We start from the raw sequence: 22,979 nt of genomic DNA on the forward strand, positions 1-22,979 counted from the left end.
CGCCTCACCGGCGAGAACACCATCTCCTGGCGCGACCCGACATCACCGGATCAAATTCGCATCCCGGGATGAAACAACGGGATAAAACGACCTCTAAAGGAGTAGGCAAAGCTTCCGGGCGTCGACCCGCCCATGGCGCGGATCGACGAGATCAGGCGCAGACAGGTCAGCAGTCGCAGCCACAGTCGCACCCGTCGCCACCGCAGCAGCTCCCGCAACAATTCCCGCAGCAGTCACAGCAGCTGCAGCAGTCACTGCAACCGCTGCAGTCGGCGTTGGTGCACAGTCCTTCCCGGCGCTGACCGCTCCACGGGTCGTCGAAGTGCCCGCAGCACATCTGGCACGTGCAGGCGAGTCCCGCCCACACCGCGCACCCGGCGAGCAGCCCGCGCCGGTCGCGGCGGGGCGGCTCCGGGGGCAGCGGGTTCCACGGGCCGCCGGGCGGGGCGTACGGTCCGCCCGGCATCGCTGCCGTCGGCGCGGGCCCGTGGGCGCAGGAGGCGGTGCCGAAGGCCCTGTCCACGGAGGTGCGCAGCTCGTGCACGAGCAGCCGGTGCGCGAGCTTCGCGTCCGTGAATTCCGCCTCCCGCAGCGCGAGCCGTATCCCGTGCACGGCGTCGTCGGCGAGCCGCCGGGCCTCCGTGAGCGGAGTCCCGGTCGCGGTGAGCGGGTTCCAGGCACCCGACGCGGCGTCAGCTCCCCTGTCCTCCACGGCGTCCAGGAGATGCGCGAGCCGTCCGAAGAGGCGTCCGGCCTCGGCGAGCGGTTCGGCGTTGCCCGGCCGGCCGGCGAGGACCGCGGTGTGCGCGAAGGCGGCGGCGGTCGCGGTCTCGGTGGGTTCGGTGACTGTCAAAAGGGGCGTTCCCGGCCCCGCCAGCGCCTCGATGCCGATCTGCCGGTCCACGGCGTCGACGAGCAGGGCGGTGTCGAAGCCGACGTCCGAGCCGGTCCGCTCCCCGGCCCGGCCCCAGCTCGTGGCGACCCGGCGCGCGGCGAGCGCCACCGGCTTGCGGGCCAGGACCCCGTCCCCGTCGGCGACATGGTCGCGTACCTTGGCGGAGGCGAGCACCAGCGAAACGGCGGCCGCGAGCCGTGCCCCCTCACCGTGCGCGACGGACGCGGTACGCATTCCGCGCAACGGACAGGGCCCCGCCGTACGCCGCCCGCCACCGGCCCGCTCGGCCTGAGCTTCCGTCAGAACCGATATCAACAAGCCGTCATAGTTCGTGACGATCCTCGCGAACTGCCCGTGGTCCTTCCGCAGCGCGAGGCACAGCCCGCACAAATGGGCCATCCACTGAGTGGTGAGACTCTCGCCGAGCCGGTGACGGCAGGGCCTGACGATTCCGAACACGACGATCCCCCGGTGATGCGTACGGCGTTGAACTGCGGTGAGCTGCGGCATCGTACCGATTGCCGCATTCACCCGTACGCACCGCCCATCACCCGTACGCCGATCGCCCAGGCCAAGGGCGAGCTCGTCGAGGCGCTCCCGGCGGACGGGCAGGCGGTCCTCAACGCTGACGATCCGCTAGGCCGTGTTTTGGATCGCGCGGGCGGCCATCCATTTGGTGAGGTCGCCCGCGATCCGGTCGGTACGGTTCTCGCTGCTCACGTGATGCTCGTGGCGAGCCGTGTCGCGGCGGACGATGTCGTATCCGCCTCGTCGAGGACCGCGACGGAGGCGAACCATGCGGGATCGTCCTGGTCAGGCTGGATGTCGACGAACGTGTTGTCCTGGTCGTTGAGCTCGCCGATCAGCTCGAACAACGCGTCCTCGGACGGGTCATCGACGTGGTCGCCGTTCTCGCTGTCTGCGCAGTAGTACCTGGCGGCCACTGGACTTGGGCTCTTTCGTCCTCGACGTGCTGCCACCCCTCGACCTGCCCGGAGCCCACGATCAATGACGAGGCCGATGGCATTCGCTTCGTCCAGCCGGCCGACCTCGACCAGTACGACACCCACCCGGCATGCGGCAGCAGATCGGCGACTACCTCGCCGGTACCTACCCCTACTCGGCTGAGCGGCCAAGGCGGCCCGGGCTCAGCCTCCGCGCAACTCCGCCCCCGCGAACTCCCGCATCCCCTCCCCGAACCCCACCTCCGCCTTCCAGCCCAGCTCGGCCCGCAGCCGCGACGAGTCGGCGGTGATGTGCCGGACGTCGCCCAGCCGGTACTCCCCGGTGACCACGGGCTCCGGCCCGCCGTATGCGGCGGCGAGCGCCCGCGCCATCTCACCGACGGTGTGCGGCTCGCCGCTGCCGGTGTTGTACGCGGTCAGCGCGCCGTCCGCCGAACTCGCCTCCAGCGCCGTGACGTTGGCGGTCGCGACATCCCGTACGTGCACGAAGTCCCGCCGCTGCCGCCCGTCCTCGAACACCCGCGGAGCCTCCCCGCGCGCGAGCGCCGAACGGAAGAAGGAGGCCACACCGGCGTACGGAGTGTCCCGGGGCATCCGGGGCCCGTACACGTTGTGGTAGCGCAGCGAGACGGCCGCCCCGCCCGTCGCCCGCGCCCATGCCGCCGCCAGATGTTCCTGGGTGAGTTTCGTCGTCGCGTACACGTTCCGCGGGTCGACCGGGGCGTCCTCGCCCACCAGTCCCGGCGTCAACTGCGCGCCGCACACCGGGCACAGGGGCTCGAAGCGCCCGGCCGCGAGATCGGCGACGTCCCGTGGCCCTGGTCGCACCACCCCGTGCCCCTCGCACTCGTACCGTCCCTCCCCGTACACGACCATCGACCCCGCGAGGACGAGGCGTCGTACGCCCGCGTCCGTCATGGCGGCGAGCAGCACCGCCGTACCCAGGTCGTTGTGGGAGACGTAGTCGGGCGCGTCGGCGAAGCCGGTGCCGAGGCCGACCATGGCCGCCTGATGGCACACGGCGTCGACCCCGGCCAGGGCGCCGCGCACCGCCTCCCCGTCCCGGACGTCGTCGCCCGCCCGCTCCCGCACGTCGAACACGACGGACTCGTGCCCACTCGCCGCCAGCGCCTCGACGACATGGGACCCGATGAACCCGGCACCGCCGGTGACCAGTACACGCATGAGCCCCACGCTAGGGCGACCCACCCGCCGAGCCGGAGGTCCACGCCCGGCACGTCACGGGTCCGTAAGACACCCGGGCGCGCTGTCTCGGTCGATATCGCGGCAGACGCGGCACCAACCGACGTGTCCTGTAGGGGCGTTGGTCGTTTATCGGGTCCCGTCACCAGGGAGTCCTGACCCTCGCGCCGCTCATCGGACGCCACCCCCGACCGGGACCGGGATCGGGATCGGGATCGTGTGAATGTCGCGGGTGTCGAGGGCGAGGTGGAAGTGAGCCGCCAGCACCAGCACGCGCCGTCGCCTCCTGGCACTGACGCGCCGAAGGGCGGCTGCGACTGGAAGTGGGGCAGGGCTCCTTCGTCACGGGAGGCCCCGAGGGCGAGAACCTAGACCCGTTCCAGCGGGCGGTGAGGGGGTAGCGGGGGCTCGACCCGGATGGAATCGTCGGGGCGGACGGTCCCTCCACAGCGGACCACAGTCATGACGCCACACTTGAACGTGAACTCGCCGGACAAGGGGTCCATGGCGAAGACCTCACCGAGCAGCCCCTTGCGGAAGTCGTTGATCTTCGAGCACGGGTTGCGCAGTCCGGTCACCTCGAGCACCGCCTGCTCCCCGAGATGGAGCAGGGCGCCGGTGGGCAGGCCCAACAGGTCCACCCCGCGCGTGGTGATGTTCTCGCCGAGCTGGCCCGCAGAGACCTCGAAGCCCTTGAGCGCGAGTTCGTCAAAGAGTTCCTCGTGCATCAGGTGGACCTGGCGCAGGTTGGGCAGGTCCGGTTCGTAGGTCATGCGGAACTGGTGGCGGATCGTCTCACCTGCGTGAACGTCTCCTTCCACTCCGAGCCCCGTGAGCAGCCTGATGGAATCGCGATTGGGCTTGCTGAACGAGTACCCCTCGTTACGGCTCACTGCGGTCACCTGACCAGGCATCACGCACTCCACCTCTTGTCGTTCTGCGGCCGGTCGATCATAGAGGCGGGGCAAGCAGCCTTGTGAGGGAGGCGTGCAGTGAGCGGACCTTCATCGGGCGGATGTGTCAGGTCCGGCTCCAGGCCGGCACCGTCCCGTCACCGAACGCCAAAGAGACAGCTCCCAGGCGCGTGCGCCGACGAGGTTCAGGGGTTCCGCATGGCGAGTGATCAGGCGGGTACCCCAACTGCGCATGACGCTGCCCTGTTCAGTCGGCGTGGCCCGTTGCCGCCGGGGCGGCGGTCCGGTCGGCGTCGGCGTTGGCGAAGAGAAGCGTGGGTTCGGCGAGGATGTCGCGGCCGGCTTCGCTCTTGTAGATCTCGTCGACGCTGCCGAAGCGCGCAGCGGTGTAGTCGAGGTCGAGCAACGCGGCCGCCTGACGGACCGATGCTTCGTCGGGGCCTTCGATCTCGACGAAGGTGGGCAGGTCCGGCCAGGTGTCGAAGTCGAAGGCGACCTCGCCCAGTTGCCATTCCTCGCGGTAGTTCTCCTGGTAGCGGACCTCTCGCAGGCCGAGGCCGCGCAGAATGTCGGCCATGGCGTCCAGGTCGGCGACTTCGGTCTCGATCTCGGTGGTGCCGTCGATGCGTGTGGCGTCGGTGACGTGCTTGAGCGTCAGCGTGGAGCGTGTGCCCTCGTCGCGCAGCCGGATCCACTGGCCGGATTCGAGGGCGTCGTTCTCGAAGATCTTCCGGGTGAGGCGGGTACGGGGGAAGGTCTGTGTGGCGCCCAGGCCGGTGAGCTTGGCCTGGAGCGCGGCGACGTCGATGTCGAGGAACTTGGCCTCGTACTCGTGCTTCATGGTCCTCATCTTCCTTCGGTTTGATGGTTACTTCGGCACGTTGGCACTGAGGATCAGCCCCATGTGGTGGGTGTGGCCTGAAGTTGGCCGACGTGGCTCGTTCAGTGAACTCGTTCGTGCGCAGATCGAACCGCCGAGTGCCAGGAGGCTTGCCACATAGGCGAGTTGTCGGTTCCGAGGGCTCATCGGGGCGCCGACCAGGTGGCCGTGAAGGCGGTCGCGGACTGACGGGATGCCGGTTTGTCCTCACGGACACTCACGGGGCATCGAGCCCGTGGCGCTGGGTGTAGATCCACAGGAGCTTTCGTGTGAGGTCGGCGGCATCCCGGAGATAGATGAAGGCGCCGAACGACGGGGTCTCTGCGGTCGGACGATTCTTCAAGTCGAGGAGCCTATACGTCCTGTGGAACAACTCCCGGACCTCCTCGTCCTCGTCGGCTCCCAGATCCTCGCCAAGCAGAAGGTTGAGGTGCCCGATGATCTCCGGCAGGGACACGTCCATGTCCTTGCGGGTCGAGGTGGCCATCTGCATGGCGAGGGCAGTCCCCGTGCTCTCCGAGATCGTCTCGACGTCGACCGGGTGAACTTCGGTTCCCGGGCCGTCGGTTGCTCTCGATGCCTTGCCACTACTTGCCACAGTGATCACCGTTTCGCCCCTTCAGTACACGTCTTCCAGTCGTGCCAGTAACGCTAGGAAGGGCGACGGGAGGGGCTCTATGAGTGTGCCGGAACTTGCCCGGCGTTCACTCCAGGGATTCGATGGCTGCCGTGATGATTTCGCGTGCCGCCGGGCCGTACACGGCAAGTTCGGCCAGATCCGTGAACGTCTGGGCATACATGGCAAGTTCGTGCTTCTGCGTGACGGCGAGGTGGGCCGAGACGAGTTCGACGTGGACCGTGTGGTCGTCGTACAGGAAGAAGCCCTCGACAGGCCAGAGGCTGGAACGGTCGGCGTCCTCGGGAATGATGCCGAGGCTCACCGAGGGCAGCGCCATAACGCTGAGCAGATAGCCGAGTTGACCGGCCATCACCTCTGTTCCGCCTATGCGCTTTCGGAGCGCTCCCTCTTCCAGGAGGACCGCGAACGTGTGGTCGCGGTAGACGATCTGCTGCTTCTCCACACGCACCCTGACGGCCGCCGGCACGTCATCGATGAAGCCGCGACGGTCGCGAATGGAGGTGAGCAGCGCGGTGATGTACGAGGCCGTCTGAATGGGGCCGGGAATGAGCCACGGCGAGTAAATGCGGAAACGCTGAGTGCGTTCCCACAGCGGGACGACGGACTCCTGGGCCTGCTTCAGGCCGGTGCGCTCCAACCGGCGCCACTCGACGTACATGCCCTCGATGCCACGGGCTGTCGAAACGAGATCCTCGGCCGCGTTCTCCGCACCGCAAGCGGCGGCCCACGCACGAAGATCGCGCTCCGAGGGCGGACGCGTGCCGCTCTCGAAGCGCGAACACTTCGACTCGTGCCAGCCGAGACTGCCGACCAACGCCCGCTTGGTGAGCCCGGCTTCGAGCCGGATTTCACTCAGGCGTTTCCCCAGGGCCCTGCGGGCTTCCTGAACGCTCGAAGACGGCGATGTCATGTCGCTGCGATGATGCTGTTCGAGCTGTCAGGCCGACTGGGTCGGCTGGAACTCTGCGTGCGGTGTCGCTCGCGCCCACACGGCCTCGAAGGCCGACTCACAAAGCTTCGCCACCTCAGGGTCTTCCGTGAGTTCCATCTCCATGTTCTCGCCTTCGCCGTCGAAGTGGTTGACGAGGACGAGGCTGGAGTCGAAGAGCCAGAAGTCGTTGGCCGGAAGCGCGAGGCCCGTTGCGTCTCGCCGAGACAACCAGCGCACGTCTTCGCCGGCGGCGATGTTCAGTCCGTCCGTCACGTCGTACTCGAAGCGGATGTACTCGCTGACGGGCGTCGACACGACGCGGGCCCGGCGAACCTCGACGCCTCGCGAGGTCGCCTCCGTGACGATGCTGTGCCAGTCGCCCCAGCGCTCGGTCGGGTCGAGTGTCGTACCGGCCTTCCAGTCGATGAAGGCCGGGTCCGACTTCATGTAGGCGTCGCGCATCTCCAGATGAACGGCCGTCCGCAGGCAGTCGCGGAACAGTTCCTCAAACGTCGGGGTCCTCATCAGCCTTCTTCACCTCCAGGAAGAACTGCACCATGCGCCGAGGGATCTCCACCACCGACTCATGACCGGGGATGTCCATCTGCCGGAGGCGCTCGATGTCCTCCACCTTCAGCCCCTGCACGAGGTAGCTGTCCTTCTCCTCGTCGAGGTAGATGGTGGGAGAGCCGCCACTGGGACTCTCCGGGTCCTTACCGAGCCTACGCAGGGCCATGGTGTCCTCCTCGGACGCCGGTAACGATCTCTGTGCCCGAGCTTGCCCGCGACTGCGCCGTGGAGCGAGGAACTTGCCGAAACTTGCCAGACGTACGGAAATTGACCTTATGCGGCCGGGGCAGAGCGACGTGCAGCGGAGCAGCCTCAGCACTTCCGGGGTGGCGGCCTTGTGTCTCAGCGTGTGTGAAAATTCCTCGGCCTGAGGAGAGACGTGTGAGACAAGATGTGGCCATGCTGGCCTACGTCTACCGCGTCACGAAGTACGACCCCGCCGATCGTGACGAACACGGGCGCTACACCGGCATGGAGGACACCGACAGCGACCATGGTGAGGTCGAGGCCGCGTATCTTCAGGCGGTCGCGGCGTTTGCCACGGAAACCGGCGTCGATCACCTGGCCATCCGTGAACCGGGGGTCCCTTCCCTCGCGCACTTCGGGGCCGAACCTCCGGTGGACGGCTACGGACTGGACGGACTCTTCCCGCCCGCCCTCAACACCGCAGAAGGCCCGAGTCTTCCGCCCGGCTTCCATGACGGGGCCCAGGTGCCGCTCCACACCGGTCTTGAACTGGTCAGAGGCATGCTGCGCGGCAACGGGGCATGGTGCGGGCTGGAAGTCGAGGACGTGTTCGCGGTCCACGTGGGCTGGGACCAGTACCTCTACGTCGGCAGCAACCGCCCCTGCGAGGAGGCGCTCGCCCGGACGTGTGCGCTCGGCCTGTTCCCTGAGCGCGTGACTGCCTCCCCGTACGACTTCGACTCGCGGACTGAGGGGGCACACGTTCCGCGGCCGGGAGACGACGGCTTCTGGGACGGTCTGGGCCCGGCGATTGTCTCCGGCCGCGCCGGGGTCCTGGAAGAGACGTACGTCGAAGGGGCGACGCGCTGGCACCTCCTCACCATCGACACCATCGATACGGTTCGCGCCGGTATTGCTCCCCGTGCTCGTCTGGCTGTGCGGCCACCCTTGTCCTCCGACATTGACGCGGTTCTCGCCTCCTTCCCCGCAGACGGTCTCGTCGAGGGCGTCTGGCAGGACGGGGACGGCCGTATCCACAACGCCATCTGCGACGAGGAGGCGTTCCCGGAACTGGCCTCCCGGATATCCGCGGCCTCCGCTGCCGTACTCATCTCTCTGTATGAGGGCGAGGACCTGCCGCTGTACACCGCTGTCATGCCCGACAACGACGGCGTGCTGCGCGCGCGTTGGCGGCCCGAACCCGCAGAGGCCGACCAGGGCGAGTAGACGATTCGCCGTTCGTACCTGACGATGCGGCGGTCGCTTCAGGCGGCCTGTGCCCTTCACGAGCATCGCCCGCATCCGCATCTGTTCGCGTTGCCTCGACGATCGACACCCAGGCCCACGACACCGATGAGGGCGAATGCGGACCTATCGATTCAAGGTGCAGAAGAGCGGCTTCGGGCTGTTTCTCGGCATCGCAGCCGAGGCCACCCGCCTGACGACCCCGCCGACCGTAGGTGCGCCCGTCAGCGACCGGGTCTGGCTGGACGCTTCCGAAGTCGACAACGCCTACTACGGGAACCGGCTGGCCCTCAACGAACGTGAACTTGCCTGGTTGCGGCTCGGCCTGGGCAAAGTAACCGGAGGTATCGAGCTCGTCGACACCAGTCCTTACGTCCTGATCTCGGTCAGGTCGCTGCAGATCGTCGAGGCCGACTACGCAGAGGCGGCCCTTGCTCCGGCGATCGCCGGATGGGTGGCAGCGGAGTTCTCACTGGTGCCCGTCCGCTGTGACGTCATCCGCGATACCTCCACGGGCCAGTTCACGTTCGACTGGGACGAGTGACCTGCATGACTTCAACGGAACGGGACTCCAAGTCAGCCTCGGTGGCGCCGAGGCGAACCCACCGGGCCCGTCGACTCGTGGTGGCCGTCCTGCAACCCCGGGCCAGGGGACTACCAGTGCGTGGGGCGGTCAAGCGCCGGCGGCAGTTTCGTAGCGGCATCGCCCTTGGCCGCGTTGAGTTGGGACTGGGTGAGGAAGATGCTGCCGGTGAGGTCTGCGCCGCTCAGGTCGGCGTCTCGCAGGTCGGCACCTATCAGATCGGCCGCTCTGAGGTCGGCGTCCTTGAGGTCGGCGGCTATGAGGTAGGCCCCGCGGAGGTTGGCGCCCTGCAGATTGGCGGCCCTGAGGTTGGCGCCGATGAGATCGGCTCCCCTCCGGTCCTTCTTGCGGCCCGCGACCTTGGCCCGCACGAGTTCGCTCGTGCGCAGCAGCAGAGCGTTGACGTCGCTCCGGTGCGCGGCCATGTCCAACTCGGTGAGTTCCTGGGCGCTGCCACCGGTGAGGTGTTCGGTCTTCTCCAGCGCGCGGCGCAGGTCGTCGTGGACGGGGCGGGCCGGCGGCAGTGTCAGCGCTTCGGCCAGGTACCAGAGGAGCTCGTGGAGCTGCCGCATCACGGGGAAGACGTCGAACATCTGCCGGGCCGTGCCCGGGGCCTGGCGCCAGTCCTGCCCGCTGAAGGTGACCTGGGAGACCTTCTGGCCCGCGCCGAAGCAGTCGAAGACGGTGCATCCCGAGAAGCCCCGTTGGCGGAGCTGCGTGTGGATGCCGCAGCGGAAGTCCGCCTGCAGGTTCGTGCAGGGCTGCCCGCCGTCCTTGGTGATCGCGAAGTCCGCCGAGGCCGCGAAGGGCAAGGCGACACAGCACAACCCGAAGCAGCTTCCGCAGTCGGACCGCAGGCCGAGATCGGCGACGTCGGCAGCCGGGTGTTCGCGCTTCTGGGACAACGTGCGTGAGCTCCTACGGTGAGGAAGCGCCGCTTCTCAGCGTGCGCGGGTTGAACACCATTCTCCCAGGACGGGAAGTCACCGACGCGCGCCGGGTGGGCGGGACATCCCCGTGGCAGCGCGACGGGCCGCTCCACAGGGCCAGCAGTTGAGCAGGGGCAGTGTTCCGGGTCTGCGCTATTGGGGGATGGTGAGCAGGATGCGGCCGTGGCCACCGCCGGCGTCGACGTGGTCGTGGGCCTTGGCGATGTCGTCCAGCGGGTAACGGTCGCCGACGGCGACGGTGAGGGCGCCGACGGCAGCGGCGGAGGTGAGGTCGCGGGCGGCTTGGCGCTTGGCCTCGGCGGGGAAGTCGTCGCTGCCGAGCAGCCGCAGGGTGACGTTGTTGAACAGCAGAGGCCAGAAGGGGATCTCCGTGCGGTCCGTGCGGGTGGCGTAGGCGGCGATGACGGCCCCCTGGGCAGCGACGGCGTTGTCCAGGTCGGCATTGTCGGACAGCGCGACCTCGATGATCCGGTCGATGCCCCGCGGCGCGTACGAGCGGATGGCGGCGGCGGGGTCGCCGGTGTCCAGGGCGACGGCGTGGGAGACGACGGCCGGGTCGACGCGGTCGAGGTCGGCGGTTCGGCGGACGGTGGCGAGCACGGTGGCGCCGGCCCAGTGGGCGAGCTGGGCGGCCAGGGAGCCGACGCCGCCGAGAACTCCGTGGACCAGGACCAGTCGGCCGTCGACCGGGCCGTCGGCGAAGACGGTGCGGTGGGCGGTGATGCCGGGGATGCCGAGGCTCGCGCCCAGCTCGTCACTGAGGTGGTCGGGCAGGGGTGCGGCCTGGTGGTCGGGTACGACGGTGAACTGGGCGGCGGTGCCGAAGGGGCGGTAGGACTGGGCGCCGTATACCCAGACCCGTTGTCCGACGCGGCGGGCGCCGGCCCCGTCGCCCACGGCGTCGATGACTCCGGCGGCGTCGCTGTGCGGGATCACCCGCGGGAAGGGCATGGACGAGCCGAGCCAGCCGCGCCGTTTCTTGGTGTCGCCGGGGTTGACGCCCGAGACAGTGACGCGGACGCGGACCTCGCCGGGGCCGGGGACGGGATCAGGTAGTTCGCCGACGTGCAGGACATCGGCGGCGGGTCCCTGGGCGTCGTACCAGGAAGCAAGCATGGGGGTACCTCCGTGGACAGTCAGCCCGCGGGAGCGGCGGGCGAGTGCGGATCGCTGTCGCTGCGTGCGGTGTCGAATGCGGGCGGTTCCTCGCCGAGGGTCTCGCGCAGCCAGGTCCGTTCGGCGCGGCTGGTGGCGCGGGCGGTGAGCAGCATGCCCCGCCGGTAGGGGTCGGTGATCTCCTCGGCACGCAGGGGCCGCTCGTTGTCGTAGAAGAAGCTCGCCGGTTCTTCCAGGAACTCCAGCCGTCTGCGCAGCACCGCGTGCTGTTCGGCCACGTCGGGCAGGTGGGAGAGGAAGGCCAGGACGACGTAGAACCGGGTGAAGTCGGTGATCTCGTGGTCGGCGGGCTTGCGCAGGCGCTGAAGCATGTCGGCCCGTCCGGCCGCGGTCAGGCTGAGCACGTACCGGGCCGCCCCCGCGGCCGGGTCTGCGCGCCGCTCGATCAAGCCCGCCCTGGTCAGACGGTTGATTGCCGGATACAGGCTGCCGTCACTGACCGGCCGCGTATAGCCGGTCAGCTGTGAGACGCGGCGGCGCAGCTCGTGTCCAGGCAGGGGTCCCTCGGCGAGGAAGCCGAGTATCGCGAGTTCCAGCATGAGTCCATCTTCGCACGCGAACATCGAAACGATGTGAACATCGATTCGATGTTACGCTCGCAGGTACCCGCCCAAACGTCTCTGGAGAGGCACAGCAAGATGCCATCGCAGTCCACCGAGTCAGTGATGAACCGTTTCGTCGAGTTCATCAACACGGGCAACGAGGATCTCGCCCGCGAGGTCATTTCTCCGGACGCGGTGTTCCACGCGCCAAGTCACCCGGAACCCCTGCGGGGGCCCGACGGGTACTTGGAAGTCATCGGGATGATGCGCAGCGCCTTCCCCGACGTCCAGTGGACGCTGGAGGAGACGGTCACCGAAGGCGACAGCGTGGCCGCGCGGTTCACCATGCGGGGAACCCACGACGGTGATTTCTTCGGGATCCCGGCGAGCGGCAACAAGATCTCGGTGCAGGCCATGAACTTCTACTACCTGGCCGACGGCCGGATCGTCGGCGAACGGGGCCAGCCCGACCTCCTCGGGGTGATGCAGCAGATCGGTGCCGTACCGGCGCCGTGATCTCGAGCTTCCGCCGGACTCCAGCACTGTCACTGAGTAGGTCGAGCGGTCAGGACTGGTGGCGGCACACCGTGTGCGCGACGAGGACGAACAGCCCTTGCTCGGTCTCGGTCAGTGCTGATGCGACGCCGTCCGGAACCTTGCGTCCTCGCCGTACGACGAGGACGGAAGACAACGACCGACAACCTCAGCCCGGAATGTCAGGCGTGTACTCGTCCCGTGACCACTCGGAGTCGCCGAGCGGATAGGTGTACGCGGGACGCCCCACGTTGCCGGTCGTCCGGAAGGGGCGGCCGTTGTCGTTGATGCGTACCGTGCCCTGTTTGTTGCCGCTGGACCAGTCCAGCTCCAGGTACCAACTCACGTTGTGTGTACGGGCGTCCGCGAAGATGTAGAAGACCTCGGGGTCGGACTCGCTCACCTTGTACGGGAAGTCGCGCTGGCCGGACTTCGGGGAGGTCGCCGGACGCCCGGCGTCGAGGTTGACGCCGAACGACGCCGTCCCCACGCCGCCACCGCACCCGACGCCCATCGCGAAGTCGTTCCAGGCGAGCGGCGCGCTCTTCTCCACCACCCGCACGTGCAGTGCCTCCAGGACGACCGTCGCCCGCCCGGTGCCCTGCACGGTGAGCGCGAGCATCTGCTGCCCGGCGGCGACTCCGCCGAGCGCGGTGACCCACCCGCGTGCGTCGGCCTCACTCGGTGGCGGCGGCACCTGCTCGGGCTTCTGGTCGACCAAGTAGTGCTGGCTGCACGGGCCTTCCCACTTGTACGGGTTGACGGCGATCGTGGGCGCGGACGCCCCGTCCTCGGAACCACTGCCCGCCACCACCCCGCCCCCACTGCTCCGGGACGCGGATGCGGACGCGGAGGCAGAGACGGAAGCCGATACGGAGGCAGACGCGGAAGCCGTCGGACTGGCGCTGCGCGAGGCGGACGGCGAGGGCGGCCCGCTGGTCGTACCGGCGGTGCTGGAAGGGGTGCCTTCGCCTCCGGCGGCAGCGGCCCCCGCGGACTGCTTCCCGCTCCGGTCGTCCTGGCCCCCGTCGGGCACGAGGTTCACCACGAGCGCGGCCGCGACGACAGCGGCGACGACAGCGGCACCGGCAAGAACGACGGTGCGCCGGCGCCGGGCGACGGAAACCGCCACCGGCGACCCGGGCTCGGACCCGGACCCGGAATCGGGCTCGGACCCGGAGCCATGAGGGAGATCAGGCGCATCGGAAACGTCAGGAACGTCAGGAACGTCAGGCGCATCAGCAACACCGGGAGCGGCCTCGGTCACCGCTTCGGCGGCCGGCGCGGCCACCGCTCCGGCAGCGGCCCTGCCCCCCGTCTTCTGCCCCCGCCGGGCGTCCGCGAGGATCCACCGCCGGTGCAGTTCCACCAGTTCCTCGGGCGAGGCCTTGCACAGCCGGGCGAGCCGCTCGACGGGTGCGTAGTCCGTCGGTACGGCGTCCCCGTTGACGTACCGGTGAAGCGTGGACGCACTCATGTGCAGCCGCTTCCCGAGCACCCCGTAACTGAGCCCTGAGCGCTCCTTCAACCGGCCGAGCAGCTCCGAGAACTCGTCCCCCGCCACCGTTCCTCCCTCTTTCCGCGTCCCGGACCGTCATTCCAGGGAGAGGTCGTTCTCCCAGGTCAGGGGATTGTGAGCATTCCAGCGTTCCAGATGTGCCGGCGATTGTGGCGGCCGGGACGGATCACCGAACAAGCTCTGGTCATCCAAGCACGCCGCTCCCGGCATCCGGTCGAGCAGGTGTGCGCAGACCGGTAACGCACCAAGGGGATCTCATGTCCGTCCGTACCCACCGCACCCGCATGCTCGCCGCCGCCGCACTCACGGTCCTCACCATGACACTGACGGCGTGCAACTCCGCAGAGGGGACCAAGGACGAGGGTGCGGGGGCGGGGCCCACGTCCACCGTGCCTTCGAGCGGGGCGAGCGCGGGAACGCCCACAGAGGCAGGAAAGGTCGCCCCCGTCGACTCGGAATCCCAGGGCTCCACGGGCAGCGGCACGGCCGGTTCGGGCACGACGACGGGCTCCACGGGCACGTCGGGTTCTTCCGGCACCTCAGGTTCCTCCGGTTCCACAGGCTCGAACGGCTCGACGCCCGGCGCCGTCGACTCCGACGACTCCGCCGTCTCCACCCCCTGCTCGGTCTCCGCCACCCGGACGACCGCCACGGTGGTCTCCCGCCCGCTGAACCACATGCTTCTCACCGTCACCAACACCGGTTCGAAGACCTGCGTCCTCGTCGACTACCCCGCCGTCAGGTTCACCGGCGCCCAGTCCGTCCCGCCGGTCATCGAGGACTCCATGCCGCAGGCCGTGGTCACGCTGGCCCCCGGTGAGTCGGGCTACGCGGGCGTCCTTCTCTCGGCCGCCGACGGCAGCGGCTCGAGCGGCTACACGGCCAAGTCCCTGGCGGTCTACTTCAACACGAGCGCGGGCAGCGCCGCCAAGCCGTCCCTGCCCGCGAAGGGCGTGTACATCGACAGCTCGATCAGCGTCACGTACTGGCAGTCGGACATGGACACCGCCCTGACCTGGTAACGAGAGACACAGCACCCGAACGACACGAACGACACGAACGGGGTGTTCTGCCGGAAGCCGCGCTTCCGGCAGAACACCCCGTTCGGCGACTTCCTCGAAGTTCCTCGAACCAACTTGAAGTTCCTTGAACTTTCTCAAACTTCTTTAAGCTACCGCCCAGTTGACTCACAGATGGGTTGCCCATGGTTGAACAATGAGCCAAGCCACTGTAAAGGCCGGGTGCCTGTCGTGAACCGGTCACTGCTCGTCGCCGTCGATCTCGTCGCGATAGCCGCCCTCACCTTCGGGGTGTACTTCCCGCGCCACCACCGCCGGGACCTGATCGCCGCCTTCCTCGGAGTGAACGTCGGCGTCCTGTCCGTCGCGATGACGCTCAGCTCCACGTCGGTGGGGATCGGGCTGGGGATGGGGCTGTTCGGGGTCCTGTCGATCATCCGGCTGCGGTCGTACGAGATCGCGCAGCACGAGATCGCGTACTACTTCTCCGCTCTCGCCCTCGGCCTGCTCGCCGGACTCCCCACGGACGTGAACGTGCTGACGGGCGCCCTGATGGCGCTGATCGTCCTCACGATGTACGTCGGTGACCACCCCCGCCTCTTCGGCCGGCACCGGCAGCTCAGCCTGCGGCTCGACTCCGCGTACACCGACGACGAGGCCCTGCGGGCCCATCTGGAAGTGCTGCTCGGCGGGCGCGTGGTGAACATGACGGTCAAGGGTGTCGACCTCGTCAACGACACGACCCAGGTCGACGTACGGTACGTCGTCACCGAGGGCTCGCAGGCACCCCGGGAGGCCGCAACCGCCCCCGCACGCCAGGGAGTCGGGGCGTGACCGCGCCCGCCCGCCCCGCCCTCGCGCCCATGGTCGGCGCGCTGCGCCCGATCGGGCTCGACGAACTCGTGGAGCGGGCCTCGCTGTTGACCCGCGTGGACCGCAAGTACATGCTTCCGGTCCACGAACTCCCGCTGGTGATCGGCGGGTTGGGTGAGGACGTACAGGTCCTGGAGATGGGCGGAGAGCGGGACTTCGGGTACCGGTCCGTCTACTTCGACACCCCGGACCTGGACGGCTATCTGCGGACCGCGCGCCGTCGCCGGCGCCGCTACAAGCTGCGCGTCCGCACGTATCTCGACTCCGGTGACCACTACTTCGAGGTCAAGACGAGCGGCCCGCGCGGTACGACGGTCAAGCAGCGCATCCCGTACGACGGAGACCTGTGGCGCCTGGGCCCCGCGGCGCGGGCGTACGCCGACGAGGCGCTCGCCGGGGCCGGGATCGACTCCGGCGGGTTCCGGTTCGTACCCACGCTGGTCACGTCGTACCGGCGCACGACCCTGTTCCTGCCCGCGAGCGACAGCAGAGTGACCGTCGACACCGGGCTGACGTGGACGCTGCCCGACGGGACCGGACTGCGCACCCCGGACCGGGCCGTCGTCGAGACCAAGTCGGGGCGGGCGGGGTCGCACGCCGACCGGCTGCTGTGGTCGCTGAAACACCGGCCCGTCCCGATCTCCAAGTACGGCACCGGTCTCGCCGCGCTGCGGCCCGGACTGCCCGCACACCGTTGGCTGCCCGTACTGCGGCGCCACTTTCCGACCGCACTCCAGGGGAGCCCGGCATGAGCGCCTACCTGAACCTCCGTATCTTCCGTACGAAGCTGGCGGGCGCCCTCGCCTCCGTCGGCCTCGCCACCGCCGCGCTCGCCGGATGCTCGTCAGCCACCGACAACTCCGCTTCCTCGGCGGCCGGTTCGGGCTCGGAGTCGAGCGCGTCGTCGGCCGCCGCTGCCGTGGACGGCTCCCAGAAGGCCGCCGCCGTGCTCGCCGACAACCAGGACGTCCACGCCGTGGCCGGCGACACGGAGGTGGACGCGGCCGGGGCCGTGGGCATCGAGCTGAAGGGTGACTCCGCCTCCTCGGACGGGGACGGCGTCAAGGTCGACGGGTCGACGGTCACCATCACGGCGGCGGGCACCTACCGCGTCGGCGGCACCCTCGACGACGGTCAGATCGTGGTCACCGCCCCCGAGGCCAAGGTGACGCTGATCCTCGACGGGGCGAAGATCTCCCACTCCAAGGGCGCCGCGATCGACGTCACCGACGCCGACGAGGCCGTGGTCGTCCTCGCCGACGGCAGCGCGAACTCCCTTGCCGACGCCGCCTCCTACGCGGACGACGCCGAGGCGAACGCCGCCCTCCACAGCGCCGCCGACCTGACGATCGGCGGCAGTGGCTCGCTCACCGTCAAGGGCAACGGCAACGACGGGATCACCAGTACGGACGGCCTGGTGATCCAGGGCGGCACCCTCACCGTCGACGCAGCCGACGACGGCATCCGCGGCAAGGACTACGTGGTGGTGAACGGCGGCACGGTCACCGTCACCGCCAAGGGCGACGGGCTCAAGGCCGACAACACCGAGGACGCCGACCGGGGTTACATCGCTGTCGGCGGCGGCACCGTGAAGGTGACCAGCGCGGGCGACGGCATCGACGCGGCCACCGACCTCGTCGCCACGGCCGGGAAGGTCACGGTCACCAGCGAGGCCTCCGACGACTCCTCGGCCCACGGGCTGAAGTCGGGCGTCATCACGGTCCTGGAGGGCGGCACCGTCGATGTCACCTCCTCCGCCGACGCCCTGCACGGCGACGGGGCCGTCCACCTCGACGGCGCCGCCGCCACCCTCGCGGCCGGCGACGACGGGGTGCACGCGGAGGGCGACCTCGTCATCAGCGCGGGCACGGTGAAGGTCACGCGGGCGAACGAGGGCCTGGAGGGCAAGGACATCCTCGTCAGCGGCGGCTCGACCGACGTCATCTCCGGCGACGACGGCGTCAACGCGTCCGGCAGCGAGAGCACTTCGGCCGACGAAGGTGGCCAGGGCGGCTTCGGCGGCGGGGGCGGCGGCGAGGGTGTCGGCGACTTCACCGTCACGGTCACCGGCGGCACGCTGGTCATCAACTCCGAGGGCGACGGCTTCGACTCCAACGGCACCGCCTCGATCACCGGCGGCACGGTCGTCGTCAACGGACCGGAACGCAACGGCAACGGCGCACTCGACGTCAACGGCGACCTCACCGTCAGCGGCGGTACCCTGCTCGCCGCCGGCAGCGCGGGCATGCTCGTCGCCCCCGCCGACGGCTCCGAGCAGGGCTGGCTCTCGGCCACACTCGACTCGGCCCTCCAGGCGGGCGAGACCGTGCACATCACCGACTCCGACGGCAAGGTCGTGGCGTCGTACGTCACCTCGAAGGCCGTCCAGAACATCGTGTACTCCGGCGAGGGCATCGAGAACGGCGAGGAGTACACCGTCCACACCGGCGGCAGCACCTCGGGCACCAGCACCGGAGGCCTCGCCGAGTCGGGCGAACTGGGCTCCGCCGAGAAGACCACCACGGTCACCGCGGGCGAGGCCCCGGAGGGCGGCGGCTTCGGGGGTGGCGGGGGCGGCCGTCCCTGACGCTTGCGAGCGCGTCCCAGGGCAGGGGGAGCAGGGGGAGCAGGGGGACGGGGAGACACATGACGTGACACGAAGTGCCTTCAGGGCCGTGCACCCGTGGGGCAGTCACCAGGCACCGACGACTCGTCGACGAACGAGGAGGGGCGCCCCCGCCGGGGGCGCCCCTTACTCGTCTCGCTTTCTCCCTCAAGAAGATGAGGCCGTGTTTTCGCTCAGCCCTGGCACATCGCCCGGGACTTCCCCGGCCCGTCCTTCCCGTACTGCTCCCAGGGGGGAGGACCCTCGTGCTTGTGGCAGGGGGGCTTGTGACCGCCGTGTCCCCCGTGGTCGCCGTGCTCTCCGTGGCCGCCGTCAGGTCCAGCAGGACCCTGTGGCCCTTCAGGGCCTTCAGGGCCTTGAGGTCCGGTGGGTCCGGCAGGTCCGGACGGTCCGACGGGTCCGTTGGGTCCGGTGTCTCCCTGGGGGCCCTCAGGCCCGGTGGGTCCGACGGGTCCGTTGGGTCCGGTGTCTCCCTGGGGGCCCTCAGGCCCGATGGGTCCAACGGGTCCGGTGGGTCCGACAGGTCCGGACGGTCCGACGGGTCCGTTGGGTCCGGTGTCTCCCTGGGGGCCCTCAGGTCCGTTGGGTCCGGTGTCTCCCTGGGGGCCCTCAGGCCCGATGGGCCCGACAGGTCCGGAGGGTCCGACAGGTCCGGAGGGTCCGACAGACCCGGACGGTCCCACGGGGCCGGGAGGTCCGGTGGGTCCGGTCTCTCCGGCGGGGCCGGTCGGGCCGGTGGGTCCGGCGGGTCCGGTCTCTCCGGGAGGCCCGGCGGGTCCGGTCGGTCCGGCGGGTCCGGTCGATCCGGAGGGTCCGGTCGGTCCGGCGGGCCCAGCCACGCAGAACGGCCTCGTGATGTCGTTGTTGTCCAGCGTCACCGCGGCGGTCTGCGCAAGGAGTCGGCCTTGGACGTCGGCGCCGGTGTTCGCCGTGATGGATGCCTGGGCCATGATGGTGCCCACGAAGTCTGTATCTGTCCCGAGAGTGGCGGAACTGCCCACCTGCCAGAACACGTTGCAGGCCTGCGCACCGTTGATGAGCCTGACGCTGCTGTTCGAAGCGGTGACCAGCGTCGCGGGGGTCTGGAAGATGAAGACGGCGTTGGGGTCACCCTGGGCGTTGAGCGTGAGTTGTCCGGTGATTTCCAATGTCCCGCCGGAGTAGGCGCCGGGCCCCAGTACCCGTCCGCCGAGTTCGACCGCGACGGCAGTCCCGGATCGGCCGGCCGCGTTGGTGTAGGCGATGCCCAGATCTGCCTTCGCCGTAAGGGCCGCGCCGTTGGCCAGGTTCGTGGCGCCGAAGATCTCTCCGGGCGGGAAGCCCGTCAGGGCGGTGCCCGGATGGTTCCCTACGTCGCCGATGATGTCGGAGTCGCCGGTGTTGGTGATCTCCGAACCGGCCAGGATCGCGTAACTCGCGGCGGTCCCCAGGGGAACAGGGGCTTCTGCGGCCTCCGCGGTGCCCCAGGCCAGAGCGGCCGTGGCCACCAGTACTGCTCCGGACAGCGCTGCGAGACGGGCCTTGAGCCGACGGTTTATACGGGTCCTGCCTGACGGAGGGGGCTGCGTGGCAACCTCTGGCATGGGGCTGACCTTTCTTGTCGCCGTTGAGCTCGGGCGTACCGGCAAGGGGATCCCGAACTCCCGTAAGTGAGTTCCGGTCAGGCTGGAAGCCGCGTCTTGTGTCGATGTTCCGTGGAATCAGCCGCCGGTAGCGGACCGCGGGTGCGAGCACCTGCCGATTGAGTGATGAACCGTCACTCATCACTTAAAAGCTAGCAATAGCCTTATAAAGCACATAGATATGAGCGGCCGAAGGGGGACAGGGGGCGAGTTGTTCACCCTGCTGGTCGTGTCGGTGCTCGATTCCGAGTCGTCGGTTCGTACTCGGGGAGGGCTGGGTCACCGACCGGCTCGGACGGGCCGTTCCGGGCTCTGTCCTGTCCCGTCCGGAACGGGTGGGGGCGGCTCAAGGGCCACGTGACGGCCGGCGGGCCGACATCGACCGCTTCGCCGCTGAGGCCGAGTGCGCCACCGTTCTCCCCGGCCACGGCGAGCCGACCGGCCTCGTCGTCCGGGGCGAAGGTTGTCACCGAGCGTTACCCGACCCGCAGGGGTGCGGTCCTCAATGACGTCGCCGGCGACGTCCACGACGCCCCTGTCGGTCGCCCGTCTCAGCGGCGGGTGAGCCACCGGCCCACGCCGATCACCGCGGTGATCAGCCGTGCCGATACGCGAGTCCGCGCGAGTCTTCAGGCCGCCGACCCTGGGTACCCGGCGTCGTACGGACGACCGCCGACGAGCGACGAGGAGGAAACGATGAGCACGGTGAAGGAAGCGGTGGACGTGGAGGTTCCCGTCCACACCGCCTACAACCAGTGGACGCAGTTCGAGGAGTTTCCCCGCTTCATGGAGGGAGTCGAGGAGGTCAGGCAGCTCGACGACCGGCACAACCACTGGACCACCAAGATCGGCGGGGTGCGGCGCGAGTTCGACACCGAGATCGTCGACCAGCTGCCGGACGACCGGATCACCTGGCGGGTAGTCGACGGCGAGATCAAGCAGCGGGGCTCGGTCAGGTTCGAGCGGCTGGACGAGACCCACACCCGGGTGGAACTCACGATGGACGTCGAGCCCAGCGGCGTCGCCGAGAAGGGCGCCGACGCGCTGGGCATGATCGACCGCCGGGTCAAGGGCGACCTGCACCGCTTCAAGGAGTACATCGAACAGCGCGGCGGAGAGACGGGCGCCTGGCGAGGACGCATCCGCCCTGAGGGCCCCAGCTCGGCCTTCTGACAGCCGTCTCAGCCGTCTCAGGCGTCTCAGCCTTCGACGCCGGTGGCGCCGTGGGCCGCGCCCACCGGCTTCGACTCGGGGGAGCCGCGTTGCCGGAGGTAGACGGAGAGGACCGCCATCGAGGCGACGGCGAGCAGTTCGGACTGCCAGTTCTGCAGGGTGCGGTTCCAGAAGTCGGCCGCACCCAGGTAGTCCGTCCAGCTCAGCGGGGCCTGGAGCTGCCGTAGCCGCTGTTCGTTGTAGGCGGCCGTGCCGGTGATCGACTGGACCAGCCAGGACAACAGGAAGACCGCCCCCATCACCAGCAGCAGCGAGTGCGAGTACACCGCGCGCCGCCAGCCGCCGGCCTTGGCCCACCGGGGCGAGTCCTCCTTGGCGTACGCGCCGACCAGCTGTTCCTTGTCGGACTCGGTGCCGGCCTTGTGCAGTTCCTTGGACTCGGGGGAACCGCGTTGCAGCAGCCAGACCGTGACACCGACGTAGAGGAAGAACTGGAGGTACTCGGACTGCCAGTTCTCCGACACGTCGACCGCGAAGTCGGACGTGGTGAGGTACGCGCCGAGGGAGATCTGCTGGAGCTGGTCGGCGGCCAGCTGGTTGTTGAAGTCGGCGTGCCCGGCGATCGCCTGCCCGACCAGGGCCAGCAGAAATCCGATGGTGAAGAACAGGCCGAGCCCGTTGTCGCGCAGGAAACCCCGCACACCTCCACGCCCGCTCATCGGTGCATCAGCCCCAGGGCCGCCAGGTAGGCGAGGCCGCCCGTGATGATCACGACGACCACGGTGAACATGACCTTCATGCCTCACCCACCCTTGATCCGGCACTGGTACGGCTGCTGCGGGCGTGGCTCGCAGCCGGCGGCCACGACCTTCCAGCCGGAGGTGAAACGGGCGAGGAACAGCGTGTCCGAGGCAAGCACCGCACGGGCCTGGTCGCCGTAGACGTCCGTGCGCCGCAGGGCACCGCCCCGGGGCAGCGACTCCTCGCTCACCGCCTTCGCGCACGCGCTGCCCGCCGACTGCTCCAGCTCGTCGACGGTCGCGGGCGCGAGAACGGCGCACACACGGTCGTACGCACCTTCCGCGAGAGCCTGTTCGAACGCGGCCGCCGTATCGCGCACGTGGTCTCGCCGTTCCGCGACCGTCCCGCACCCGCCGACACCGCAGACGGCCAGCAGGACCCCAACGCTCACTCCGCACGCACGCCGGACCATCCGCCCACCTCCCACTCCCACGGCAGGCAGTAGACCCCGGCGAACCACGCGCGAGCGGCTTACGCGCCCCGGCCCTCCCCCGGGTGGGCGAAGTCGATCTCCTTCGCCGTGGTGATCCGGGCGCCCATGTTGCGCTCCATCATCTCCAGGGCGGCGGACTCCAGATGGGGGTGGATGGAGGCGACGGCGTCCTTGGGCACGGTGACTTCGAGGTGGCGGATGTGCGCGTCCAGAGCGGAGTAGAGGACGCACTGCTCGGTGACCTGACCGCTCAGCACCACGTGTCCGGCGCCCAGTCGCCACAGGAGGTAGGACAGCGGTGTCTCGTAGAAGACGGAGTGCCGGGCCTTGACGACGAAGAGCGACTCGTCGTCGGGTCTGATCGGCTCGATCAGGTCGGCGTGCGGCCGGGCCAGCGCGGCGTCCACGAGTTCGCCGTGGTGGGAGCGCCACAGCCCGAAGTTGTCGTTGGCGTAGATCACCGGCGTGTCCGCCTCGCGGGCCCGGCCGATCAGCTCCGCCAGAACCGGCACGACGCGTCGCGCGGACGGCACGAGCAACTCGGCGTCCTCGTGTTCGTACGTGTTGATCATGTCGATCACGACGAGCGCGAGCCCGGTCGTGCTCGTACCCGTGGGCCGGTCCATGGATTCCGCCGCCCCTCCGGTCGGTCGCGGTGCGCATCGAGCGCCTCACGAGTACCCCGGGTACGGGGGTGCG

General features: G+C 69.2%; 25 protein-coding genes and 2 pseudogenes. 9 read left to right on the plus strand and 18 right to left on the minus strand.

Going from position 1 to position 22,979, the window contains the following annotated elements; genetic code table 11:
• Nucleotides 1-166: 166 nt before the first annotated feature.
• Nucleotides 167-1,354, minus strand: a complete 1,188-nt coding sequence (locus tag ACH4TV_RS47610; protein ID WP_398407772.1) for a DUF5685 family protein — start codon at nucleotides 1,352-1,354, stop codon at nucleotides 167-169.
• Nucleotides 1,355-1,531: 177 nt separating this feature from the next.
• Nucleotides 1,532-1,839: pseudogene (locus ACH4TV_RS47615) on the minus strand (hypothetical protein).
• 54 nt (nucleotides 1,840-1,893) lie between these two features.
• On the opposite strand from ACH4TV_RS47615, the pseudogene ACH4TV_RS47620 reads away from it, so the two are divergent.
• A pseudogene (locus tag ACH4TV_RS47620) lies at nucleotides 1,894-2,015 on the plus strand (NUDIX hydrolase); the annotation flags it as partial.
• A gap of 28 nt (nucleotides 2,016-2,043) precedes the next feature.
• Here the strand turns inward: ACH4TV_RS47620 and ACH4TV_RS47625 are convergent.
• The 7 genes from ACH4TV_RS47625 to ACH4TV_RS47655 form a co-directional block, all read right to left on the minus strand.
• Nucleotides 2,044-3,045, minus strand: a complete 1,002-nt coding sequence (locus ACH4TV_RS47625; protein ID WP_398407736.1) for an NAD-dependent epimerase/dehydratase family protein — start codon at nucleotides 3,043-3,045, stop codon at nucleotides 2,044-2,046.
• Between the two features lie 386 nt (nucleotides 3,046-3,431).
• Complete coding sequence (locus ACH4TV_RS47630; protein WP_398407737.1) at nucleotides 3,432-3,977, minus strand: MOSC domain-containing protein; 546 nt, start codon at nucleotides 3,975-3,977, stop codon at nucleotides 3,432-3,434.
• A gap of 247 nt (nucleotides 3,978-4,224) precedes the next feature.
• The gene (locus tag ACH4TV_RS47635) at nucleotides 4,225-4,818 is read right to left on the minus strand and encodes a class IV adenylate cyclase (RefSeq protein ID WP_398407738.1); all 594 of its coding nucleotides are present in this window, start codon (nucleotides 4,816-4,818) and stop codon (nucleotides 4,225-4,227) included.
• Between the two features lie 256 nt (nucleotides 4,819-5,074).
• Complete coding sequence (locus ACH4TV_RS47640; protein WP_398407739.1) at nucleotides 5,075-5,464, minus strand: hypothetical protein; 390 nt, start codon at nucleotides 5,462-5,464, stop codon at nucleotides 5,075-5,077.
• Nucleotides 5,465-5,561: 97 nt separating this feature from the next.
• Nucleotides 5,562-6,407 (minus strand): helix-turn-helix domain-containing protein, encoded by an 846-nt coding sequence (locus ACH4TV_RS47645; RefSeq protein ID WP_398407740.1) that lies wholly within the window; start codon nucleotides 6,405-6,407, stop codon nucleotides 5,562-5,564.
• A gap of 27 nt (nucleotides 6,408-6,434) precedes the next feature.
• The gene (locus ACH4TV_RS47650) at nucleotides 6,435-6,956 is read right to left on the minus strand and encodes a DUF6879 family protein (protein ID WP_398407773.1); all 522 of its coding nucleotides are present in this window, start codon (nucleotides 6,954-6,956) and stop codon (nucleotides 6,435-6,437) included.
• A complete protein-coding gene (locus ACH4TV_RS47655; protein ID WP_398407741.1) occupies nucleotides 6,934-7,164 on the minus strand; it encodes a hypothetical protein in 231 nt (76 codons plus the stop codon). Before ACH4TV_RS47655 ends, ACH4TV_RS47650 begins: the two co-directional genes overlap by 23 nt.
• Before the next feature lie 215 nt (nucleotides 7,165-7,379).
• On the opposite strand from ACH4TV_RS47655, the gene ACH4TV_RS47660 reads away from it, so the two are divergent.
• Both ACH4TV_RS47660 and ACH4TV_RS47665 read left to right on the plus strand, forming a co-directional pair.
• On the plus strand, nucleotides 7,380-8,411 hold the full coding sequence (locus ACH4TV_RS47660) for an RNA-binding protein (RefSeq protein ID WP_398407742.1): 1,032 nt from the start codon (nucleotides 7,380-7,382) through the stop codon (nucleotides 8,409-8,411).
• A gap of 136 nt (nucleotides 8,412-8,547) precedes the next feature.
• Complete coding sequence (locus ACH4TV_RS47665; RefSeq protein WP_398407743.1) at nucleotides 8,548-8,973, plus strand: hypothetical protein; 426 nt, start codon at nucleotides 8,548-8,550, stop codon at nucleotides 8,971-8,973.
• 110 nt (nucleotides 8,974-9,083) lie between these two features.
• On the opposite strand, the gene ACH4TV_RS47670 is transcribed toward ACH4TV_RS47665, so the two are convergent.
• The 3 genes from ACH4TV_RS47670 to ACH4TV_RS47680 form a co-directional block, all read right to left on the minus strand.
• Nucleotides 9,084-9,917, minus strand: a complete 834-nt coding sequence (locus tag ACH4TV_RS47670) for a pentapeptide repeat-containing protein (RefSeq protein ID WP_398407744.1) — start codon at nucleotides 9,915-9,917, stop codon at nucleotides 9,084-9,086.
• Nucleotides 9,918-10,094: 177 nt separating this feature from the next.
• Nucleotides 10,095-11,078 carry an NADPH:quinone reductase gene (locus ACH4TV_RS47675; RefSeq protein WP_398407745.1) on the minus strand — a complete coding sequence of 328 codons (984 nt, stop codon included), beginning with the start codon at nucleotides 11,076-11,078 and terminating at the stop codon, nucleotides 10,095-10,097.
• 20 nt (nucleotides 11,079-11,098) lie between these two features.
• Nucleotides 11,099-11,677 carry a PadR family transcriptional regulator gene (locus ACH4TV_RS47680; RefSeq protein WP_398407746.1) on the minus strand — a complete coding sequence of 193 codons (579 nt, stop codon included), beginning with the start codon at nucleotides 11,675-11,677 and terminating at the stop codon, nucleotides 11,099-11,101.
• 126 nt (nucleotides 11,678-11,803) lie between these two features.
• Here ACH4TV_RS47680 and ACH4TV_RS47685 point away from each other — a divergent pair, with 126 nt between their 5' ends.
• Complete coding sequence (locus ACH4TV_RS47685; RefSeq protein ID WP_398407747.1) at nucleotides 11,804-12,196, plus strand: ester cyclase; 393 nt, start codon at nucleotides 11,804-11,806, stop codon at nucleotides 12,194-12,196.
• A gap of 49 nt (nucleotides 12,197-12,245) precedes the next feature.
• Here the strand turns inward: ACH4TV_RS47685 and ACH4TV_RS47690 are convergent, their stop codons facing one another.
• Nucleotides 12,246-12,371 (minus strand): hypothetical protein, encoded by a 126-nt coding sequence (locus ACH4TV_RS47690; RefSeq protein ID WP_398407748.1) that lies wholly within the window; start codon nucleotides 12,369-12,371, stop codon nucleotides 12,246-12,248.
• 12 nt (nucleotides 12,372-12,383) lie between these two features.
• Nucleotides 12,384-13,778 carry a helix-turn-helix domain-containing protein gene (locus tag ACH4TV_RS47695; RefSeq protein WP_398407749.1) on the minus strand — a complete coding sequence of 465 codons (1,395 nt, stop codon included), beginning with the start codon at nucleotides 13,776-13,778 and terminating at the stop codon, nucleotides 12,384-12,386.
• Nucleotides 13,779-13,990: 212 nt separating this feature from the next.
• On the opposite strand from ACH4TV_RS47695, the gene ACH4TV_RS47700 reads away from it, so the two are divergent.
• From ACH4TV_RS47700 to ACH4TV_RS47715, 4 genes are all read left to right on the plus strand, one after another.
• Nucleotides 13,991-14,755, plus strand: a complete 765-nt coding sequence (locus tag ACH4TV_RS47700) for a DUF4232 domain-containing protein (RefSeq protein WP_398407750.1) — start codon at nucleotides 13,991-13,993, stop codon at nucleotides 14,753-14,755.
• Nucleotides 14,756-14,983: 228 nt separating this feature from the next.
• Nucleotides 14,984-15,586: a DUF4956 domain-containing protein gene (locus ACH4TV_RS47705; RefSeq protein WP_398407751.1), complete on the plus strand. Its 603-nt coding sequence runs from the start codon at nucleotides 14,984-14,986 to the stop codon at nucleotides 15,584-15,586.
• A complete protein-coding gene (locus ACH4TV_RS47710; RefSeq protein WP_398407752.1) occupies nucleotides 15,583-16,377 on the plus strand; it encodes a polyphosphate polymerase domain-containing protein in 795 nt (264 codons plus the stop codon). Before ACH4TV_RS47705 ends, ACH4TV_RS47710 begins: the two co-directional genes overlap by 4 nt.
• The gene (locus ACH4TV_RS47715; RefSeq protein WP_398407753.1) at nucleotides 16,374-18,212 is read left to right on the plus strand and encodes a carbohydrate-binding domain-containing protein; all 1,839 of its coding nucleotides are present in this window, start codon (nucleotides 16,374-16,376) and stop codon (nucleotides 18,210-18,212) included. Before ACH4TV_RS47710 ends, ACH4TV_RS47715 begins: the two co-directional genes overlap by 4 nt.
• Nucleotides 18,213-18,424: 212 nt before the next feature.
• Here ACH4TV_RS47715 and ACH4TV_RS47720 read toward each other — a convergent pair whose 3' ends face one another.
• On the minus strand, nucleotides 18,425-19,834 hold the full coding sequence (locus ACH4TV_RS47720; RefSeq protein ID WP_398407754.1) for an ice-binding family protein: 1,410 nt from the start codon (nucleotides 19,832-19,834) through the stop codon (nucleotides 18,425-18,427).
• A gap of 735 nt (nucleotides 19,835-20,569) precedes the next feature.
• On the opposite strand from ACH4TV_RS47720, the gene ACH4TV_RS47725 reads away from it, so the two are divergent.
• Entirely contained in the window at nucleotides 20,570-21,046 is a 477-nt protein-coding gene (locus tag ACH4TV_RS47725; RefSeq protein WP_398407755.1) for an SRPBCC family protein, read from the plus strand.
• Nucleotides 21,047-21,072: 26 nt separating this feature from the next.
• Here the strand turns inward: ACH4TV_RS47725 and ACH4TV_RS47730 are convergent, their stop codons facing one another.
• The 3 genes from ACH4TV_RS47730 to ACH4TV_RS47740 form a co-directional block, all read right to left on the minus strand.
• Entirely contained in the window at nucleotides 21,073-21,765 is a 693-nt protein-coding gene (locus tag ACH4TV_RS47730; protein ID WP_398407756.1) for a DUF6766 family protein, read from the minus strand.
• 83 nt (nucleotides 21,766-21,848) lie between these two features.
• Nucleotides 21,849-22,259: a hypothetical protein gene (locus tag ACH4TV_RS47735; protein WP_398407757.1), complete on the minus strand. Its 411-nt coding sequence runs from the start codon at nucleotides 22,257-22,259 to the stop codon at nucleotides 21,849-21,851.
• Between the two features lie 59 nt (nucleotides 22,260-22,318).
• Complete coding sequence (locus tag ACH4TV_RS47740) at nucleotides 22,319-22,906, minus strand: cysteine hydrolase family protein (protein WP_398407758.1); 588 nt, start codon at nucleotides 22,904-22,906, stop codon at nucleotides 22,319-22,321.
• Nucleotides 22,907-22,979: the final 73 nt, after the last annotated feature.

This window comes from Streptomyces sp. NPDC020898 (genome assembly GCF_044333925.1).
Lineage (GTDB): Bacteria > Actinomycetota > Actinomycetes > Streptomycetales > Streptomycetaceae > Streptomyces.

Bases quoted from the DNA above. Each gene is read 5' to 3' on its own strand.
- ACH4TV_RS47625 (WP_398407736.1), bottom strand. From the start codon at position 3,045: ATGCGTGTACTGGTCACCGGCGGTGCCGGGTTCATCGGGTCCCATGTC.
- ACH4TV_RS47630 (WP_398407737.1), bottom strand. From the start codon at position 3,977: ATGCCTGGTCAGGTGACCGCAGTGAGCCGTAACGAGGGGTACTCGTTC.
- ACH4TV_RS47635 (WP_398407738.1), bottom strand. From the start codon at position 4,818: ATGAAGCACGAGTACGAGGCCAAGTTCCTCGACATCGACGTCGCCGCG.
- ACH4TV_RS47645 (WP_398407740.1), bottom strand. From the start codon at position 6,407: ATGACATCGCCGTCTTCGAGCGTTCAGGAAGCCCGCAGGGCCCTGGGG.
- ACH4TV_RS47655 (WP_398407741.1), bottom strand. From the start codon at position 7,164: ATGGCCCTGCGTAGGCTCGGTAAGGACCCGGAGAGTCCCAGTGGCGGC.
- ACH4TV_RS47665 (WP_398407743.1), top strand. From the start codon at position 8,548: ATGCGGACCTATCGATTCAAGGTGCAGAAGAGCGGCTTCGGGCTGTTT.
- ACH4TV_RS47675 (WP_398407745.1), bottom strand. From the start codon at position 11,078: ATGCTTGCTTCCTGGTACGACGCCCAGGGACCCGCCGCCGATGTCCTG.
- ACH4TV_RS47680 (WP_398407746.1), bottom strand. From the start codon at position 11,677: ATGCTGGAACTCGCGATACTCGGCTTCCTCGCCGAGGGACCCCTGCCT.
- ACH4TV_RS47685 (WP_398407747.1), top strand. From the start codon at position 11,804: ATGAACCGTTTCGTCGAGTTCATCAACACGGGCAACGAGGATCTCGCC.
- ACH4TV_RS47700 (WP_398407750.1), top strand. From the start codon at position 13,991: ATGTCCGTCCGTACCCACCGCACCCGCATGCTCGCCGCCGCCGCACTC.
- ACH4TV_RS47715 (WP_398407753.1), top strand. From the start codon at position 16,374: ATGAGCGCCTACCTGAACCTCCGTATCTTCCGTACGAAGCTGGCGGGC.
- ACH4TV_RS47720 (WP_398407754.1), bottom strand. From the start codon at position 19,834: ATGCCAGAGGTTGCCACGCAGCCCCCTCCGTCAGGCAGGACCCGTATA.
- ACH4TV_RS47725 (WP_398407755.1), top strand. From the start codon at position 20,570: ATGAGCACGGTGAAGGAAGCGGTGGACGTGGAGGTTCCCGTCCACACC.
- ACH4TV_RS47730 (WP_398407756.1), bottom strand. From the start codon at position 21,765: ATGAGCGGGCGTGGAGGTGTGCGGGGTTTCCTGCGCGACAACGGGCTC.
- ACH4TV_RS47735 (WP_398407757.1), bottom strand. From the start codon at position 22,259: ATGGTCCGGCGTGCGTGCGGAGTGAGCGTTGGGGTCCTGCTGGCCGTC.
- ACH4TV_RS47740 (WP_398407758.1), bottom strand. From the start codon at position 22,906: ATGGACCGGCCCACGGGTACGAGCACGACCGGGCTCGCGCTCGTCGTG.